Source organism: Moorena sp. SIO4E2 (genome assembly GCF_010671945.1).
Taxonomy (GTDB): domain Bacteria; phylum Cyanobacteriota; class Cyanobacteriia; order Cyanobacteriales; family Coleofasciculaceae; genus Moorena; species Moorena producens.
This window is the reverse complement of the sequence record NZ_JAAHIE010000003.1, coordinates 26,495-44,292: the sequence shown is the minus strand read 5'-3', so window position 1 is coordinate 44,292 and position 17,798 is coordinate 26,495. Positions and strand designations below refer to the sequence as shown.

Here is a 17,798-nt window from a genome sequence, read left to right as displayed (position 1 = left end):
TCCGTGGCGAATTTAATTCGCCACGGGTCGCACCTTTTTCAGCTTTTATCAATGTCCTAACCTTAATGGGTAGTGTTATAGCGCTACGCTTAGCGTGAGAAGTTAGAAGTCAGAAGTCAAAAGTAAGCGATTACTTACGTTTCGGAGTTTAGGAATGTCCTAATCTGAATGGGTAGTGCTATATATAGGAGTCTGTTGACAGGCTTAAAGCCAATTTAAAACAGGTTAAATATTGATTAGACCTCAAAAGTAGTTTTCTGATAGTGTTTGCCTCAATTATTGTCCACTGTTTCGGTGATCCGCTGTTCCCTCCCGACAACTGCCGCGAAGTCTATTATGTTGATCAAATGTTGACCAGCTGATCTGGCAACATCAGTAATAATAAAGCCCCAACTTCCAATAAACAAAGAAGACCCACTATCCCAGCTAACGGTTTTCCTCCCAAACCCGTTATCCAAATTGGTCCAATGCCTGTGTAAGCAATTAACTCAGCTGAGTCCAAACAAGTTAAACCCCAAATCCAACCAGCATGTAGTCCCCATGCTAAACCCAGACTGCCTCCATCCACCCAACGGGCTAGGACTAATACCATTCCCATTAGCCATAATCCTGGTAACTGAGGGATAGTATCTTTTTGTTCCCAAACTAGGTGTAACAGGGCAAAAATCCCACTAGAGATGGCTGCTCCTACCCAGATAGAATAATCCTGCTGTAGTTGATTCACTAAGAAGCCACGAAAGACTAACTCTTCTGTAAGCCCAATCCACAGCCCTAATAACATCACTGGCAGTAATATCGGTCCCAAACGCTGCCAATTTTCATAATTCCACCTCACCCAGCCTAGTAATAATTGCCCAGTAAATACTATGATTAAGCTGAGAATACCTACTCCTAGTCCCAATCCTAGAGACCCTAAAACGCTTAATTTCCAATCCAATCCGTAATCGGAGAAAGGCACCCCCTCTAGTTGAGAAGCTCCCCATAAAATTAGGGGAGCAATCAGGTAAAGTGCTGCCAGTAGTGGTAACTTTTGGTCTGGTGCTAAAGGCTGATTTGGACGCCACTTTAAAACCATAGCTATAGGGAAAGCTAGGGGAAGCCAAAAAACTGCCCAAGCTAGGAAAAAAGTTCCTACCTTCAAAAGAGTAGTTGACGTCATTAATGACACAAACGACCCATTAGTTGCCTGATCAAGAATAGCCATTGGCGAGATTGGCAAATTACTATCAAATTACTATAAGGTCTCAACTACACTATCATAAGCGGCTGCTTTTTTCCTATGCCAAGTTCCCTAAGGACAGAGCACATCGGGCTGGTTAGTAATAGCCTGCTTTACCGACTCCTCAGGTAGTAGAAAGAAGATTTTTGTTTCTACTGTCTTCTTATGGGGCATCCTCCACTATCGAAGGGTAGACATATGATTCTTCAAGGTGATCAGCTTTTCAGCAGATCAACCAGTCCACTTGCTTAAAAAATTGACATTTTCCAAGTAGATGTGGGTCTGTCCTTTTTCCCTCATAGTGAGCTTAGCCCAAGCTTTTTCAGGTTTTTTACCTGCGGTTTGCTTGTGCCTTATGGTACCGATTCAATTATTTTGAGACTCCCCGCTCGCTAATAGATGGGGATTCTTGGCTCAACGATTCGGCTTGCTATGATTGGTTTTAACCAAGCACAGTAGAGGCCAAATCTCCCCGGAGACGAAACCTTAGAGAGGGTCGCCTTTATCGTCGGCAGGTTATGCAGAAAAGGGTTAAATCTTTTTTAATAAGGCGACCCTCTCTAACGGTAACTTCAAACCCAGGGTTTGGATTTAAGATCCAGGTTGTGGTGTGCCCCACCCTACCTTTTTAGAATGGGAGACAATCAACTTTAATACAATATCTACCTTATTCGTTTCATAGACTTCCAGATCCTTAGACGAAACCGAGGTGCACGTATCATTACTTTGAACAGGTTTTTACGTTGTCTATTTATATTCAGGCAAGTTGGTTGTCTCACTTCCTATTATATAGGACAGCGCTAGTTTAGGGATTACCGACAACAGAATAAAAAAATATCCATTGACGAATTTATTCGTCAATTTCTGTTTTATCCCCCGGATAAATCACGGGGGCTTTACCCATCACGTCGGTAACAGATTCTTAAAAGCTCACGTGCCCAAAAAATATTCACGGCGAGGCAACGCTAGCCCCACATGGTCGTTTTTCATCCCCGCTCGCTGAGAGACGGGGGTTTCAAACTCGCAGGATTTTCTGTAAGAAGGATTACTTCAAAGCGGTGCCACCCCGAGCTTTTTCAAAGCGGTGCCACCCCGCACTTTTTCAAAGCGCTAGGTAACGCGCACCAAGAGAGCGCTAGGGAACACGCACTAAGAGGTGGCTTTCTTTGCTTTTTGAGTAGATACCTCTTCAGATTCAAAATCGTTATCCACCTGCTTGAGATGGATATGTTTGTAGCCTAGTTTAATTTCAAATTCATCACCAGGCTCTAATCCCATGGCATGAGTGTAGGTTGAACCAATAACAATTTGACCATTCTTATGGACACTCACACGATAAGTCGGTTCACGCCCCCGACCATCTTTTGTGCCTTCTGGATCCAGGGGAACACCCTTGGCTCCTAAAACCGCATCATAAAAATCTGTTAAATTAACGCGGGTCTGGTCTGTTTTAGTTATAGTGTAATAGCCGCAACGCTTGGCTGTCTCTCGGCGAGGCAAGTGTGATAGCTCTTTTACTTTTTGAAGTAATGCTTTACCAGTTAGGGGAGTACTTGAAATCTCTGGCATAATCTCACGAGATATCCTTTAAACTTCAGAGTGGTCAAGATCATTAATCGCCAAACTTTGGCTCTATTAAAAATATATCGTTAAATCTATCTCAGTTGACAAGATATTTTGGATCATTTGTTTAAATCTTTACGTATTTCAATAATAACAGATCAGACAATCCCTGCCTAAGCCTTTAGGGGCAGTAACATGATAACTATGGAAATAATCCAGGAAACATACCAAAAGGAAAGCACTCTTACACCAGAAGTCAACTAGCGAGCGGTATTGCTTCGGGAGGGACTACTCAAACAAGTATGGCCTAATTATCAAGAGGAACTACTCACCGGAATAGGAGTCCTGTTGACCCTAGCCCTTAACCTTACCGATTATCCTTGTATATGTTGGAATATTCAAGAGCTTAGTTTTATGCAAGTTGATTTCAAAATCATTCGACAGACTCAAAACACTGCCCCACTACTCCAGACTTATAAGCTGGATGTCGAGAAAGGAAACACGATTCTCGAATGCTTGAATCGTATTAAGTGGGAACAAGATGGTACTTTAGCTTTTCGCAAAAATTGTCGCAACACGATTTGTGGTAGCTGTGGCATACGAATTAATGGTCGGTCGGCTTTGGCCTGTAAGGAAAATGTGGGCAATGAATTGGGGAACCAACAGCTGCCAGATGAATCTAAAATTCCGGAGATTACTATAGCACCTCTGGGGAATATGCCAGTAATCAAGGATTTAGTCGTTGAGATGAGCAGCTTCTGGGATAACTTAGAAGCTGTTGATCCCTACGTCAGCACTGCTGCTAGGAAGATTCCCGAACGGGAATTTTTACAGAGTCCTGAAGAGCGATCGCATTTGGCTCAGGCAGGTAATTGTATCATGTGTGGTGCCTGTTATTCTGAGTGTAATGCCAAAGAAGTTAATCGAGATTTTGTCGGTCCTCATGCCTTGGCTAAAGCACAGCGTCTGGTGGTAGATTCCCGTGATAATACCACGGAAAATCGTTTGGAGAAATATAACGAAGGAACAAAAGGAGTCTGGGGTTGTACCCGCTGTATGATGTGTAATGCCGTTTGCCCGATGGGTGTGGCTCCTATGGATCAAATCGGTAAGATTAAACAGGATATTCTTGAAGGTATTGATGACCAAGATAGTCGTCCAATCCGCCACCGCAAAGTCCTAATTGATTTAGTGAAAGAGGGAGGTTGGATTGATGAGCGTAAGTTTGGCTTGCAGGTGGTTGGTAACTCATTTCGAGATATCCAAGGTTTGGCGAGCCTAGGACCACTGGGATTACGAATGCTAGTTCGAGGTAAGTTTCCCTTGAGCTTTTCTCCATCAGCAGGGACATCACAAGTGCGATCGCTAATTGAATCGGTAAAAAATTTGGAGTCTGAAGGATCTGAGCAGCCATGAGTTCTGAAACACCCAATTCTAGTGAATCATCTGAGGAGTCTTTTAACCAACCTGAACCAGCTTTTGGTTGGACTCCCTATGCTGAGCAAATCAACGGCAGGTTTGCGATGGTTGCCTTAGTTTGTATCCTGTTACTGGAATTGCTCACTGGTCAAGGTTTGTTGACTTGGCTGGGTCTACTCTAAGGAATTTCCAACCACTATATAATGATCGGGAGCTTGAGATTTCTTTGCTCTTACCATCACGGTTGTTGAGGGTTGAGGGTTGACGGTTATAGCACTACCCATTAAGGTGTTTGACATTGATACAAGCAGCAAAAGGTGCGACCCGTGGCTAATTTAATTCGCCAAGGTCAAGCGCACCTACGCTGTTGTAGTCAACTTTTAGGTGCGACTCGTGGCTAATTTAATAATTAGATGCAGGAATGAAGTTACCGTATTCAGAGGGTCGCCTTTATGGGTTACTGGCTATACGTAAAAGGGTTAAAACTTTTGTAATAAGGGGACCCTCTTCAAGGTTTCGTCTCCGGAAAGCGCACCTTTGCCTATTGTCCGCCCCCCTTATTAAGGTCTATCCATTAGGCAAAAGTAGTCGAAACAGTGATAGAGACGTTTGATGTAGAAGCAAGTTGTGAACCTTCAAGCAAATGGTAGAAGGTAGAAAGCCCTCGCCAGAGAGTTTTCAAGCCAGGTTCGCCATCTCCAGTACGAGCCAAAAATCCACCCAAGCGTGCAATCCCGCGTCAGAGCAAAACGCAAGAGTAGGAGGTTTTTTCGAGGGGTTTTTGGGTTGAAATTGAAGTCGCTTGAGCTTCCATTCCGGTGGAGAGAAAACAACTTGGCAAGAAGCATCGGGATTAAGTCGAGCTTGATAAGTTAACCACATTAATCGCCAAGCAACAATATTATAAGTAGCCAGTGCTTTGAGTAAACGCTCTCGGGTTTGAAGTTGAAGTTTTTCGCGCGCGTCAGCCACTTTTGAGCGGTTTTGTGAAAGGGTTCGATCAGCAACCGATAGCTATACCACTGCACCCATTGCCAAGCTTGAGTAAAGTTGTCAATGGGTAGAGTGGTGAGCAATAACCAACGAATGGGTGGACTACCATCAGCAGGTTTCTCAGTTTCTTCTACGAGTAGTACATTGATTTCCACTGGCTGGAGATTGTGGGGTTTGGGGTGATGTTGAGGCACTTCCAGAGTGACTCTCATCCCTCGGATTTGTAATAGTGCGCGGGCGAGCTGGACGTTTGGGATTACGCTCTAAGTTGATGGTCATTTTACCTAAGATTGGCCTTTGTTCAATCGTCGGCAAAAGATATCCCATCTCCTCTTTCACCCTGGGGTTATACTGCTCTCGAAGAATCAGTAATTCGCGCTTTGGCAGAGCGCTTTTGGGCGAACAACTCAAAGATATCGGCCTCGCGATCAGCAACATGTATGAGCTTCGCTTTTTCGGCTAGTCCTTCCTCGGCTCCTGTAAGAGTCTCTAACCATCGATAGCTTTCTTTTTCTTGAATCGCTTTTTTCTTGCGTTCTTTTTTCTTTCCACTCCTGTGCTTTCTTGTCCAACTCTGCTGATGTAGCAGTCCCAATGGCTCTCAAGCGCGCACTCACCGCTATACAGCTATGAACTTTGATTCGAAGTTGCTTGGTCTGATTGATATATCCCAAACCCTTCGTGGCTTGATGTGTCCTATACTCCAAGTCGGTCGTGTCCTGTATTGCCAGCACTACTCACGGCGACCGACACACCTCCTCACTACGCCTTCCCTGTGTGAAGCCAATAAGTCGGTCCCTTTCACTGTCTTATTTGACCAAAATCTGTAGATACTTTGACTCTCGCTGGCATTTCCACTCGCTTTTGGTACTGTTTCTCCTGGATGCTCACTTAAGACCAGAAGTGTCTTTCTCAATCTTTTTGCGTGGCGTATGTCCTGAAAAATTTCGGATTTATCTCCTGGCTTATCCAATCCTTCATTTGTTCCTCTTCATCCCCTGATTGGCTTTTTCCTTTCATACTCTCACAACCTCCGCCTCACTGTCCACTCCAGCTTTGCTGCACCGAATTAAGCGCGATCGCACTTCAAGATTAGCGATCGCACTTCAAGATTAGCGATCGCACTTCAAGATTAGCGATCACAGTCTTGGGAAACCCCTGTTAGTCTATACTCCAGTTAATAATTACGCTCACCACTCCTCTCCCCATCCTTGCCTACATCAAACGTCTCTATCACTGTTTCGACTACTTTTGCCTAATGGATAGTATTAAGGTAGGGGGGATTCCTCTGGCCTTGCCCGTAGCGCTATATACTACCTCTGCCTGGTATTTCCTCTTTGCCCTGACGAGGTGATTGTTGCGGCTACACAAATGTAAAGACCTAGCATGCTAGGTCTTTACAAGCCTCTGGGGACTGAATTAAACCGGAGTATTGCACCCGGATTGGGGATCAGTTGTGCCAATTAGATGGCATTGCTTAATAATGGAATGATTTTAAGAGTGAGGTGGAATGGGCATCTTGCCCGTTCCTGGCGGTGCGACCCGAAGGTGCGACCCAAGGGCGATTTACTCGCCCTAGGAGGCGCGCACCTTGAGCGAATTTAATATAGGACTTACGCAACTGGCACAACTAATGGTGGGGCTAGACCTGGTTGACTGACAAAAGTTCACATAGCGCGATCGGTGCAGCAATCGGTGTAGCGGCGCGCTACCCAACGGAAGACTCATCCTTTCCCAGTGATGGAAGGTGTTACCTTCTCAAATTGGCTACAAATGCCATATTCTGACTGGGTGACTAAACTCAGACAGGATGACAAGCGAAAACACCTCCCGTCTCTATAATGCCGAAGTTACGTTATTGGGTCAATCCAAACAATGGGCTGATATCAGGCATCTACATACAAGGCGTCTGGATGGTAGTTGGACTAATTCACTCAGGTAGCGTAAATCTGACAAAATGGACTATGTACATCCACTCAAGTGCTGTGTTTGCGACAGTCACGCAACGTCGATTCAGTCGATGGTTGCTTCGGTCCCCGGATTAATCCACAACGGTTATATAGCCCACTGATTCAGGAAGCGAAGAATAGATGGGAAAATGAACTATTGTATCCTTCGCTTGGATACTTCCATGCTGTGGAATCAATATTGTCTGATTAGGGTAGCTGTGGTATATCGAGGAAGAGCAGTGCCAGTGGCGAGCGCGAGTACTGGAGCATTCTTAATGCAGCGTCTTGATAGGCAGCTATAATGACAAAGCTCTTGACAGTGTCGCGATTAATCCCAGATAGAGTTCAAGTTGTACTGCTAGCAGACAGAGGATTCATCAATACTCAGGTGAATGTTGTATGCCTTGGCTGAACTGGGGAACGCATTATCGCATCCGCATTGGTCTGTGATTTCTGGCTCTGGCGACATGGGTTAGGTTGGTCTCAAGTACGAGATTTTCATGTTCTACGGGGTGAAGCTCTTTTACTCCAAAATGTCTGGATTCACAAAACCGAATATGCATGGTGCAGTTAATCTGGGTCTGGCAAATGATGGAATTAGCGGAGAACTTTGGTACATCGTCAGCGACGAACCGACCACCCTTGCTGACATTTCGGGAATATGGCTTACGCTTTGATATTGAAGAGAGCTTTCTTGATGACAAGTCCAATGGTTTTGAGTTGGAAAGCTGTGAGATTCGGAATGCAAAGCGCCTGATCGCGATTGTGTTTCGTCTTGGGGTACGCTACTCTTTATCTCACTGCCCAAGGAACTAAGGTCGTAGCCCGAGGATTACGCCGTTTTGTAGACCCTCACTGGTGCGCGCGGTAACAGTTATCTCATGCATTGGTTGGGCATGGGTATTGACTGCACGCTACTCTTGGTTGGGAGTTGTTTGAAACCCTAATTTTAAGTGGGAAACCCGACCCATCACCAGCGATGGCTTCCCGAAAACAGGACGAGCAGAAGAGGTATCGGCGCTTAGTTTACAGTAAGGTCTTTTGACTATGCTTGTTGAGTTTTGTCAGTCAACCAGGGGGCTAGACCACGGCGAGAGTCTAATAACTAAACTATAGACATAGTAATGTCGGGACGTTTTAGTTGGTTAATTAAGTAATTGGATTTGAGCCCATGCTTAATTTGATAAATTGTTTGACCACTTTTATAAGCCAAATTTTTAAGGAAAGAGCCAAACTAAAATAGCACAAGCAATATGGTTTCTTTGAATACGACCCTTGCGACCTTGACATGATTCAATACCAGTCAATTGTTTTAATTTAAGATGAAACTCCTCAACCTGACATCGAACCTTACACTCTTTTTGTACAACGTCCCTGGAGGCGCGCATTCCAATGGGCAGGTAAACTGCCCTTGGGTCGCGCCTCATAATTCTGAGATAAATCGTTTGTAGCGATGCAGCGCGGTCTTGGGGAGGCAGCGCGGTCTTGGGGGTCTCCCCCATGAGCGACTGCCGTGGTTTCCCCCGGAGACAAAACCTTAGATAGGGTCGCCTTTATAGTTAGCAGGTTATGCAGAAAAGGGTTAAATATTTTTTAATAGCGATGCAGCGCGGTCTTGGGGAGGCAGCGCGGTCTTGGGGGTCTCCCCCATGAGCGACTGCCGTGGTTTCCCCCACTCGCTATTGCATCAAGACAAGGCAACCCTATCTTACGGTAAATTCAAACCATGAGCGACTGCATCAAGACAGCGATAAAATCCGTTTTGTCGGTGGAGACACTTACCGGTCAAAGTTTCACTTTTTTGGAGCAGGTAAATTTGTTAATTTTTACTAATTTACCGGATTTTAACTCTTTTTCATCCCAAACTAATGATTCAATTCTTTGATAATCTTTTTGATTGCCAGTCTCATCCACAAGTCGATTCCGTTTGAGAGGACAATAATAATATTTTCCCAAACCATCGATATATAACATTAATTTATTTTTGGCATACCAACTGTCCATCAATACAGTTCTAAATGGCAACTCCTTAGAATAGACAAGGTTTTGGAGCCTATCCAAAACCTGTTCTATTTTTGTCTTACCATCCTAGAGACGAAACCTTAGAATAGGGTCGCCTTTATGGTTGACAAGCTATGCATAGAAGGGTTAAAACTTGAGGCGCGACCCCGTAATTTAATTCGCCATAGGAAAGCGCGCCTCCATTGATTAAGGCGACCCTATTCTTACGGTAACTTCAGCGTTATGGGTCATAAATCCGATAGTATACTACCCAAAACTTTTGGGTTTCGTGATTGACCTATAGGCAATTTATTAATCAAATTACTTGGAGGCGCGCATTCCAATGGGCAGGTAAACTGCCCTTGGGTCGCGCCTCGATTATACCCTGGAAATTACCACTATATTGTCGTTTAATTATATCGATTTTTATAGAGTATAGTTTCTCAATTACTGTGTCATCAAAAACTAGATCGGCTTGCTCATTTATTTCAATTAAGTATTTGACATTATCCCACAGTAAGCGTGGGGTCAACTTATCATTTTTTAGATAACCGTTGATTTGATCATGGCTAATCTGCCCTAAATGTTAGGCTAAATTGGTGAGAGTATAATTGAGGTGGCTACTTAATAAGTATTGACAATAGTTAAGTTTAGTAAATTTCATCAATAACTGAATTTTTTAAGGCACCATCCTCTGATTTGATCAGAAAATTGAAAAAACGAACGACCATTAATTATTATTACTAATCTGAAAAAGGGCTGATGACAGAGGTAGCTTAAATATAGTACATTAGTACTATATTTAAGCTACCCACTGTGCCAGTTGCGTAAGTCCTGTAATAATTAGATGCGGAAAGCGCACCGGATCTTTTCGGGCGGGCAGGATGCCCACTCTACTCCTATTCATTCGAAGACTGACGCAACGCCAATTAGGATGTTGGACGCCTGATTGAGAGCGCAAGCATTCTATCACCCTCTACAGATTAGTCTACAGATTCAAGCTGTCTTACCGTTGGGGAAAGAGCTATGGGGCTTTGAAGTTGCTATCTGGCCATGACTTCCGTCTAGGGTAAGGTCATTGCCTTTAAAGGTTTTTGCCCCACTCCCCTCTTGCTTAGCGATAGCTTCGTTGATGTATATTTCCTGCTTCGGCAGTGGGATCACAATCCCCTCTTGTTCAAATCTTTCTTTTATAATTCGGCTGATCTCACAATAGGCTGTCCAGTAATCCTGTTTCTTAGTATAGGCCATAAACCAAATGTTAACAGCATATTCAGCCAATTCCCCAGTGTCGATCCAAGGTGCAGGGTCTTCCAATACTAAAGGATGAGAGTTGGCAATATCCTTAAGAACTTGGATCGCTTGAGTAATACTATTGCTGTAGCTGATCCTTACCGTGAGGAACATAGCGCGGACGGGGCTACTGGTTTCGTTCTCAATAACGTTACCCCAGATTGAGTTGTTCGGGATAATAATGATTTTATTTTCATAAGTCTTGATTGTGGTGCAAACTAAGTTGACATCCTTAACCGTACCTTTTACCCCAGCTACTTCAATCATATCGCCCACGTCGAAAGGTTTATAGAGCAAGATCATTAACCCATTGGCAAAGTTACCGAGGGTATTTTGGAACGCAAACGCTACCACAAAACCAGCAGCTCCAATCATAGCCATCAGTGGACCAATACTGACCTCTAGGGCAGTGATACCTAAAATAATACCCACCACAAATAATCCTTGACGGGTTATCCTAACCACGAACTGACGGAGCATAGCTGACATATTCGGGAACATCCACAAAGATTTCTCGAGGACTGTCCCTACAATCAGGGAGAGGATGCTAAAGCCAGCGACAATTCCTAAAAATTTGCCAATGTTATTCGCCCAGCGCAGACCTCCTTCTTTAGACTGGAGCCAGCCGACGATGGTAATCCAGGTTCCTTGAGTGTCGGTTACGTCAACCTTAATCCCACTGATTGCATCGATGTATTTGTTGTACAACTCGACATCACCGCCTTTAGTTTCCAGCTCTTCAAGTACCACCTCAAAGCGATCGCTTAAAGCAGTGCGTTCCTCTCGCAGTGTGGTCATGTTGACCAGAACTTGCTTTTTAACTTCGGTCTTCGCTTCCACCGCTTCTTCTAGGTCTTGTTTGGCTTTGTCAAGTCCCTGTTCAGTCTTTTTCTGCTCTTGTTCATCAGTAACGATTTTGTTGCTAATTGTCCCAATCTTTTCTTGAACCTTAGCAACATCCTCGTTTGAAGTTTTTGCTTTATCTTTTTCCTTTTCAGTACTTTCAACTGCTTTATCAATTGCCCCTTGCAAGGTTTTATCATGCTGGGTCTTTTCCTCTTCTTTAACTGCTTCTTCTACTGACTCTTGAGCTTTTTCGAGAGCTTCCTGTGCCTCTTCAGCAGCTTTTAAAGCTTTAAGGCGATCCTCAGCCGATCCCTCAGTCTCTATTTTTTCCTTAGTGTCTGTCGCTTCCTCAAGAGCCTCTTTGGCATCTTCTAGGGCATCAACAGCTTCTTTAGTTTGTTGAAGCTCTCGATTTTTGCGCTTGACAGCAATTTCAGCATCGCTAAGTTCTTTAACTTTAGTTTTAAGCAAGAACATCCACGCTTTAGCTTCACCCTCCAGCTCATCTAATGTCAAGGGCTTGAGCATTAGCTCTAGCTCCTCAATCGGAATAGTTGGATCCTCAGTTGTAATTGCTTTCTCTAAGACTGAATTAGTGGTCTGTTTAGCTTGAGCAGGTAACCACCATGCCCCAACCATTAAGAGACTGCCAAATAAAATGCTAATTTTCTTATGTCGGTAACGAATCATTGGTTTTTCGTGTTAATAAGACGTTAATGAAGATGTAACCTGTATAGTTTGCTTGACTGTTGAGTGTTAACCAATGAAGATGTAACCTGTATAGTTTGGTTCACTGTTGAGTTTTAACCGTTGACTGTCAACAGTTGCTCCCCCCATTACCCCCGAAGATCGGCAGAGCTGTTTGATTCTTGATTTAGACTGAGGGGGGCAGAGCAGCAGAGCAGGGGAACCGAATTTTCCGCAAATATTCGGTTTTGACAGATTCTAATTCTCTGTATTTAACGAAGAAATGACGATCTCGAGGGCAGTCAATAGTTAACGTTTAACAGTAAACACTCAACAGTCAACAAGGTATAGATAGCCTTTTATTGGTTCAAATCGAGCCATGTCCTTATTGTTGCCCAATATTTTCCATCAATAAACATCTTGAACAAAAATTTTGCAAAATCTTTGCTGAATACCGACTCCGCTTTTATCACATCTTTATTTCCCTGGCTGATCATTAATTTTTCATGGCTGCCATCATCCATAGCTTATTTATCGGTAATGGTAGATTTACCAGCCGTATTTGGTATAATCTGCTTCTGTAAAACTCGGTAAAACCATTTATTTTTACTGGGCTGTATTCTTAACAATTCGTTGAATGCTCCTAGAGAAACAGAATACTATCAAATCCGGTTGAATAACCTACTTCCTGGTCAGGAGAGCAGGGGGAGCAGGGCAGCAGGAGAGCAGGGGGAGAAAGATTTTGTCTGGATATCGTAAGTGTGGGCAATTATCCGGAGGTAGTGATAAACATGTAGTGATGGCCAGGGCAAACGCATCTAATTTTTTTTGACAAATGACCAAGATTATGTATTGAGGATTTAACAGGGTGTAAGCTGTCTAAATAAGTAGTGATAGCCAAATCGCTTATTAGAGCTGATTTGTAAAGTAAATCTTAAGAAGTCTGAAAGCCTTGCTATGATTGTCTTTTGGGTATTAAATAGTTCAATTGTTCTATTTGAGCGCAAGCCTTATCCTACAAGGATTACAGCGAGTTTAACTTTGCTGTACATGTGGCAATTTTTGCTGCTTGTAATTCCGGAGTGTGGTTCTTCAAAACTATACAGTATGCTCAATGGACTTGGGCATACTGGTTTACTGGTCTGTGGGGATTGATTTTAGTAGGGCATGGGGTTTATATATTTGCGATCGCAAACTATACCCCCCTGCCTACTCAAGAACCTCCAACCGAATCCCCTCAAGGATGAAATCACCCAAGATAATTGTAGTAATTGATTTTCGGTTGACTGTTGACGGTTAACGGTTGACGGTTAACTGTTGACGGTTAACTGAAAGCCAGCAAATAAACTCGGCTCTTTTAATTCAAGGTGATGAGCCAACTGTTTTGAGGGAAAATTTAAACTTTAAACCTTTAACTTTAAACCTTCAACTTTAAACCTTCCTTAGATATCCCAACATGCAATTAATTAGAAACAGCTAATTACCATGGCTAATCCAACTTCTACAGAAGCAATCGAAACTCTCGCTGCTGAAATTGGCGACAAGGTATATATTGATGTAGCCAAGTGGCATCTTTACCTCAGGGATGCCCATCTACATACCACTTTGGCTGAACAATTTTATCCCCTATTAATCGGTAACACTAATACAATCACAGAAGACCAGATGATGCCAATCCTGCAAAGCATTCAGGTGAAGCTAGGTGGTGGTAAACGGCAAGTTCCCCTAGCAGATTTGCTACCCATGCAGTGTCAGATGGATCTAATCGATATTCTCGAAGAGTATCAAAGACAGCTGTAAGTGTCTGAAAATAGGCAATTTTAAAATAACTAATCACTAATAACAAAAAATTGGGTAACTTGAACAGCTACCCAAATAATTCTGCTTGTTCTTGGTTCACCAAAACAGCAAAGGTTTTCCTGTGAAGCGTGAAAAACTAGGCAGTTACAGCTTTTTTCGCCACAGCACTTAACTCACCGTTGGCATACTTAGTTGCAAAAACATCGATAGTCGCTTGCTTGATCTTGCTAGCATTACCAGCAGTACCAAAGGCTTCGTAACGCTTCAAGCAAACCTGCTTCATATACTTGATAGAAGGCTTGAGGAAGTGACGGGGGTCAAAGTTAGAAGGATCTTTGGCAGCAGCTTCCCGGATAGCAGCAGTAATAGCCAAGCGGTTGTCGGTGTCGATGTTAACCTTACGGACACCGCTCTTAATACCCTTTTGAATTTCTTCAAGGGGTACACCATAGGTTTCAGGAATAGAACCACCGTACTGGTTGATCATGTCAAGCCACTCTTGAGGCACAGATGAGGAACCGTGCATCACCAAGTGAGTGTTAGGCAGACGGTTATGAATTTCTTCAATGCGACTAATGGCAAGAATTTCTCCAGTCGGCTTGCGGGTGAACTTGTAAGCACCGTGGCTAGTACCAATAGCTACAGCTAGAGCATCAACTTGGGTGCGCTCAACAAATTCAACTGCTTCGTCGGGGTCGGTCAATAGTTGGTCGCGAGTCAGAGTTCCTTCAAATCCGTGACCATCTTCTTTGTCACCTTTACCGGTTTCCAGTGAACCTAGGCAACCCAGTTCCCCTTCAACACTAACACCGATAGCATGGGCAACTTTTACTACTTCGGCAGTAACACTGACGTTGTAATCGAAGCTGGCTGGAGTCTTAGCATCAGCTTCCAAGGAGCCATCCATCATCACACTGGTGAAGCCATTACGAATTGCCGAATAGCAGGTGGCTGGGCTATTGCCATGGTCTTGGTGCATGGCAATGGGAATATGAGGGTAGGATTCCACCGCTGCTGTGACCAGATGGCGGAGGAAGTTCTCACCTGCATATTTGCGGGCACCACGAGAAGCTTGTAAGATTACCGGACTATCCGCTTCTTCAGCAGCCTGCATGATAGACAGGATTTGTTCCATGTTGTTAACGTTGTATGCTGGAATCCCGTAGCCGTTCTCAGCTGCGTGATCCAACAGTAGCCGCATGGGTACAAGTGCCATATTATATTCCTCCTAACTTTGTTTGTTAGCTATTCCGGCGAGAAGCCTCACGTCTGACACTCCCTAGTGACTCGTGAACAGAATCGCCAGTCCAGACATGTAAATCTAGTTGCTTCTAGACAGCGATGCAGCGAGGTCTTGGGGGAAACCCCCATGAGCGACTGCATCAAGACAGGTTAATTCTTTAGATAATCTTAAGATATTTTGCAGCTTTTATTCAAATTTCTTAATTAGATCATCTAGAGAAAGCTGAATCTATAAAACTTGACAAAAATCCCCAAATATAGAAAATAATCCCCAACCACCCCTGGGTAAAATCTGGATAAACAGTAAAGTATAGGTAGTTTTGCTATTATTTTTGATAATAGCTCCTAACCTTTCTGATTGGAACAATAATTTAAGCTTCGTTGGCGAGTGCGGGTTCTGACAAGCCCAGGAAGTATCCCTCTTAAACCACAGAGGTGGTCAACTGTTTATCTTGTACCTAGTACCTAGAATTTGTATCGATAGAGATATACGGCTATCTAAAAGTTAGGTCAAAATGGGTCGCCCGGGACTCGAACCCGGAACTAATCGGTTAAAAGCCGAGTACTCTACCATTGAGTTAGCGACCCGGTAAGCTTTTATCAAACATACCTTTACTAAGAATATCACATTGATAAGGAAATGTCTAGGGAAATTTAGAAAAATTTTGCCGTTAGCCTCACCGATGTCTCACTACTCTCTCCGGGAGCTAAGTTAGTTAAATTTTCCCCAGTGTTAAGAGCGTTACGGGGAGCACTCCAAGGTTCAAGGCAATAAAAGTCCTTGCCTTGAACTGTCCAAAATACCAAGGTCGAGTAAGCATCAGTGTAGGTCAATGCGATCGCTAATCCCCTTTCCGCATCAGTAACACTGGCCGTATTATTACTCAGTTGCCCAAACGCTACATCAATTTCATCACAGCTAAAATCAAAACTGCCAGTGAAAGGATGTACTGCTTGAGTTTGCTTCTCCTGATACTCCGATGCAGGAATATCAAACTCCAGTTTAGTTTTGTCAGACGTCAAGAAGTAGGGATGGAAACCTGTGGAAAAGGGCATCGGTTCAGCGGAATGATTAGTATAGCGCTGGTCAATGTCTAACGTGTTGCCCTGTAATCGATAGGTAAAGGTAACTTCGAAGTCAAAGGGATAGACAGAGCGAGTTTGGTCATTACTCTTGAGGGTGAGAGTCAACACTGCCATGTCATTCGTTGCACTATCAGTCACCTCCCAAGGCAAATTACGGGCAAAGCCGTGTTGTTTGAGAGTATAGTCTTTGCCAAGGTATGTATAAGTATCATTAACTAAGTTTCCACAGATGGGGAAGAGGATGGGAATGCCACCCCGTACACTCAGATTGGGATCTTTAAAGCGTTCCGCATCAAGATAAAAAATCTCCTGACCTTGGATATTCCACCGAGTGACAATGCCACCCCGTTCAGGAACCACTTCTAATCGAGACTGGGCATTGTGGTCAGTGAGAATGTAAGTTTCGTATTGGTCTTGAGTGCGTAGGATCTCAAACACTGGCTTTTCTCCCTTACGATTTAAAATCAGATTGATCAGTCTATTGAGTGCCTAACCGCTTTTGGTCACAGCAAAAGCCTATTTTTGAGTGACTCTGACTGCGACCGATGGCAGGTAGGCAGATTGGCACAAAATTGATGCTTAGTGCCAATCAATGACAGGGATTAGCTTCCGGCAAAAGAAGCCCCAAATCGGCGACCCTTGGTCACGCGATGGGAATGCCCACGCTACGGTAATGGCCACGGGTGCGGGTTCGCGCTTTCTCGTGGGATGAATTTTGCACAGGGTCTTTTTAAAAATGTTATATTGTATTTAATAGCAAGCAAAGCCGAGAATGCTGGTTTGTTAGTAGAACAATTTTCAAATAAAGACAAACAAAAACAGAGCGGCAGGGCAGTCCGTTCTTAAAGCGCAACGCCTCCTAAGCAATAGCCGGATTGGTTGCGAATCCTACACTAATTCTCAAGAATCATTCTAGGAGCTGTCACTATGTCACAATGATTGGTATTTGAAACCTCTATACACCTAGCAAAATGTTGGCTTCTTAGACCAGAAGGCTTTATCCAGGCCGATGTTAATAAGCAGTAGGATTTATCCTGTTGTATCCTATAAATAGCCAAGTCGGTGACAAACCTAACAGGTAACAAGACTAAAGGTAACGGCACAGCTCTTTTTGAGCTGAGGTCGTTTATAGTGTGTTTAAACCACCACAGCAGTATGAGTCAAATCCTACTGTGAACGTTACTATTAGCCGGTTTTTAACCGCTTGAGCAACATCCGCTCATAATCCCCTATGTTTCAACTTGGGGGAGTTTTCAAATTCTTACTCCATTGTCTGGATAGGAATGCTAGTGGAATCTAAGTTTCCAAATAACTATAGAGTAACCATACCCCCAAACACCATCTCTGAAAGACTACAGCACCATTGCTGGCAAACAGGAGAAATGGGTTAGGGCGGTATAGTTTGCTGAATTAAGGGATGTAGCGCCGACCTGAGGGGGTTTCCCCAACTCGCGCTCTGCATCAAGACAATGCATAAAAACAATGCATAAAAAAAGTAATCAATGACACGAGCAGCATTGATCAACTCAAACTCAAGCTCGCATCTAATGCAAGCTACACTCTCAAGCAATGAACATAAAAGACTATTAAGCTATTTTAATCTTTAACAAGGAATAGACAAACCCGCTTAATTCCATGTTAAGTTAACCAAAAATGATTTCAAGCCAACCCCTACCCTTTAGGGCTGGGGATACGAGGAG

Annotated in this window: 15 protein-coding genes, 1 tRNA gene and 4 pseudogenes; 5 read left to right on the top strand and 15 right to left on the bottom strand. The window is 43.6% G+C overall.

Annotated features, from left to right (window positions below):
* Positions 1-343: 343 nt before the first annotated feature.
* Both F6K37_RS01080 and F6K37_RS01075 read right to left on the bottom strand, forming a co-directional pair.
* On the bottom strand, positions 344-1,204 hold the full coding sequence (locus tag F6K37_RS01080; protein ID WP_008180802.1) for a CPBP family intramembrane glutamic endopeptidase: 861 nt from the start codon (positions 1,202-1,204) through the stop codon (positions 344-346).
* A gap of 1,164 nt (positions 1,205-2,368) precedes the next feature.
* The gene (locus F6K37_RS01075; protein WP_008180804.1) at positions 2,369-2,788 is read right to left on the bottom strand and encodes an AbrB family transcriptional regulator; all 420 of its coding nucleotides are present in this window, start codon (positions 2,786-2,788) and stop codon (positions 2,369-2,371) included.
* A 408-nt stretch (positions 2,789-3,196) separates the two neighbouring features.
* On the opposite strand from F6K37_RS01075, the gene F6K37_RS01070 reads away from it, so the two are divergent.
* Together F6K37_RS01070 and F6K37_RS01065 are read left to right on the top strand one after the other, a co-directional pair.
* A complete protein-coding gene (locus F6K37_RS01070) occupies positions 3,197-4,198 on the top strand; it encodes a succinate dehydrogenase/fumarate reductase iron-sulfur subunit (protein ID WP_044492440.1) in 1,002 nt (333 codons plus the stop codon).
* On the top strand, positions 4,195-4,383 hold the full coding sequence (locus tag F6K37_RS01065) for a CAB/ELIP/HLIP family chlorophyll-binding protein (protein WP_008180807.1): 189 nt from the start codon (positions 4,195-4,197) through the stop codon (positions 4,381-4,383). The genes F6K37_RS01070 and F6K37_RS01065 overlap by 4 nt, the downstream gene beginning before the upstream one ends.
* 392 nt (positions 4,384-4,775) lie before the next feature.
* Here the strand turns inward: F6K37_RS01065 and F6K37_RS44440 are convergent, their stop codons facing one another.
* The 5 genes from F6K37_RS44440 to F6K37_RS44435 form a co-directional block, all read right to left on the bottom strand.
* Entirely contained in the window at positions 4,776-4,883 is a 108-nt protein-coding gene (locus F6K37_RS44440; RefSeq protein WP_353737160.1) for a hypothetical protein, read from the bottom strand.
* Positions 4,880-5,083, bottom strand: a complete 204-nt coding sequence (locus F6K37_RS01060) for a hypothetical protein (RefSeq protein WP_008180808.1) — start codon at positions 5,081-5,083, stop codon at positions 4,880-4,882. The genes F6K37_RS44440 and F6K37_RS01060 overlap by 4 nt, the downstream gene beginning before the upstream one ends.
* On the bottom strand, positions 5,083-5,406 hold the full coding sequence (locus F6K37_RS01055; protein ID WP_008180811.1) for a hypothetical protein: 324 nt from the start codon (positions 5,404-5,406) through the stop codon (positions 5,083-5,085). The genes F6K37_RS01060 and F6K37_RS01055 overlap by 1 nt, the downstream gene beginning before the upstream one ends.
* Before the next feature lie 134 nt (positions 5,407-5,540).
* Positions 5,541-5,789, bottom strand: a complete 249-nt coding sequence (locus F6K37_RS01050) for a hypothetical protein (RefSeq protein ID WP_008180813.1) — start codon at positions 5,787-5,789, stop codon at positions 5,541-5,543.
* Between the two features lie 138 nt (positions 5,790-5,927).
* Complete coding sequence (locus tag F6K37_RS44435) at positions 5,928-6,110, bottom strand: transposase DNA-binding-containing protein (protein ID WP_161603132.1); 183 nt, start codon at positions 6,108-6,110, stop codon at positions 5,928-5,930.
* A 1,594-nt stretch (positions 6,111-7,704) separates the two neighbouring features.
* Here F6K37_RS44435 and F6K37_RS01045 point away from each other — a divergent pair.
* Positions 7,705-7,959, top strand: a complete 255-nt coding sequence (locus F6K37_RS01045; RefSeq protein ID WP_008180817.1) for a hypothetical protein — start codon at positions 7,705-7,707, stop codon at positions 7,957-7,959.
* A gap of 289 nt (positions 7,960-8,248) precedes the next feature.
* On the opposite strand, the pseudogene F6K37_RS45295 reads toward F6K37_RS01045, so the two are convergent.
* The 5 genes and pseudogenes from F6K37_RS45295 to F6K37_RS01030 form a co-directional block, all read right to left on the bottom strand.
* Positions 8,249-8,528: pseudogene (locus F6K37_RS45295) on the bottom strand (IS701 family transposase); the annotation flags it as partial.
* Between the two features lie 403 nt (positions 8,529-8,931).
* Positions 8,932-9,231 (bottom strand): annotated as a pseudogene (locus tag F6K37_RS01040) (IS701 family transposase); the annotation flags it as partial.
* A gap of 157 nt (positions 9,232-9,388) precedes the next feature.
* A pseudogene (locus tag F6K37_RS45290) lies at positions 9,389-9,808 on the bottom strand (hypothetical protein); the annotation flags it as partial.
* A gap of 332 nt (positions 9,809-10,140) precedes the next feature.
* Positions 10,141-11,973, bottom strand: a complete 1,833-nt coding sequence (locus tag F6K37_RS01035) for a mechanosensitive ion channel family protein (RefSeq protein WP_008180831.1) — start codon at positions 11,971-11,973, stop codon at positions 10,141-10,143.
* A gap of 356 nt (positions 11,974-12,329) precedes the next feature.
* On the bottom strand, positions 12,330-12,494 hold the full coding sequence (locus F6K37_RS01030; protein ID WP_008180834.1) for a hypothetical protein: 165 nt from the start codon (positions 12,492-12,494) through the stop codon (positions 12,330-12,332).
* Positions 12,495-13,007: 513 nt separating this feature from the next.
* Here F6K37_RS01030 and F6K37_RS01025 point away from each other — a divergent pair.
* Positions 13,008-13,217: pseudogene (locus tag F6K37_RS01025) on the top strand (2TM domain-containing protein); the annotation flags it as partial.
* A gap of 238 nt (positions 13,218-13,455) precedes the next feature.
* Positions 13,456-13,770, top strand: coding sequence for a DUF3181 family protein (locus F6K37_RS01020; protein WP_008182040.1), 315 nt, complete (start codon positions 13,456-13,458; stop codon positions 13,768-13,770).
* Positions 13,771-13,906: 136 nt separating this feature from the next.
* Here F6K37_RS01020 and fba read toward each other — a convergent pair whose 3' ends face one another.
* The 3 genes from fba to F6K37_RS01005 all read right to left on the bottom strand — a co-directional run bounded on the left by fba (position 13,907) and on the right by F6K37_RS01005 (position 16,536).
* Positions 13,907-14,986, bottom strand: coding sequence for a class II fructose-bisphosphate aldolase (fba, locus tag F6K37_RS01015; protein ID WP_008182039.1), 1,080 nt, complete (start codon positions 14,984-14,986; stop codon positions 13,907-13,909).
* Between the two features lie 542 nt (positions 14,987-15,528).
* Positions 15,529-15,600, bottom strand: a tRNA-Lys gene (locus F6K37_RS01010).
* A gap of 66 nt (positions 15,601-15,666) precedes the next feature.
* Positions 15,667-16,536 carry an aldose epimerase family protein gene (locus F6K37_RS01005; RefSeq protein WP_287247588.1) on the bottom strand — a complete coding sequence of 290 codons (870 nt, stop codon included), beginning with the start codon at positions 16,534-16,536 and terminating at the stop codon, positions 15,667-15,669.
* Positions 16,537-17,798: the final 1,262 nt, after the last annotated feature.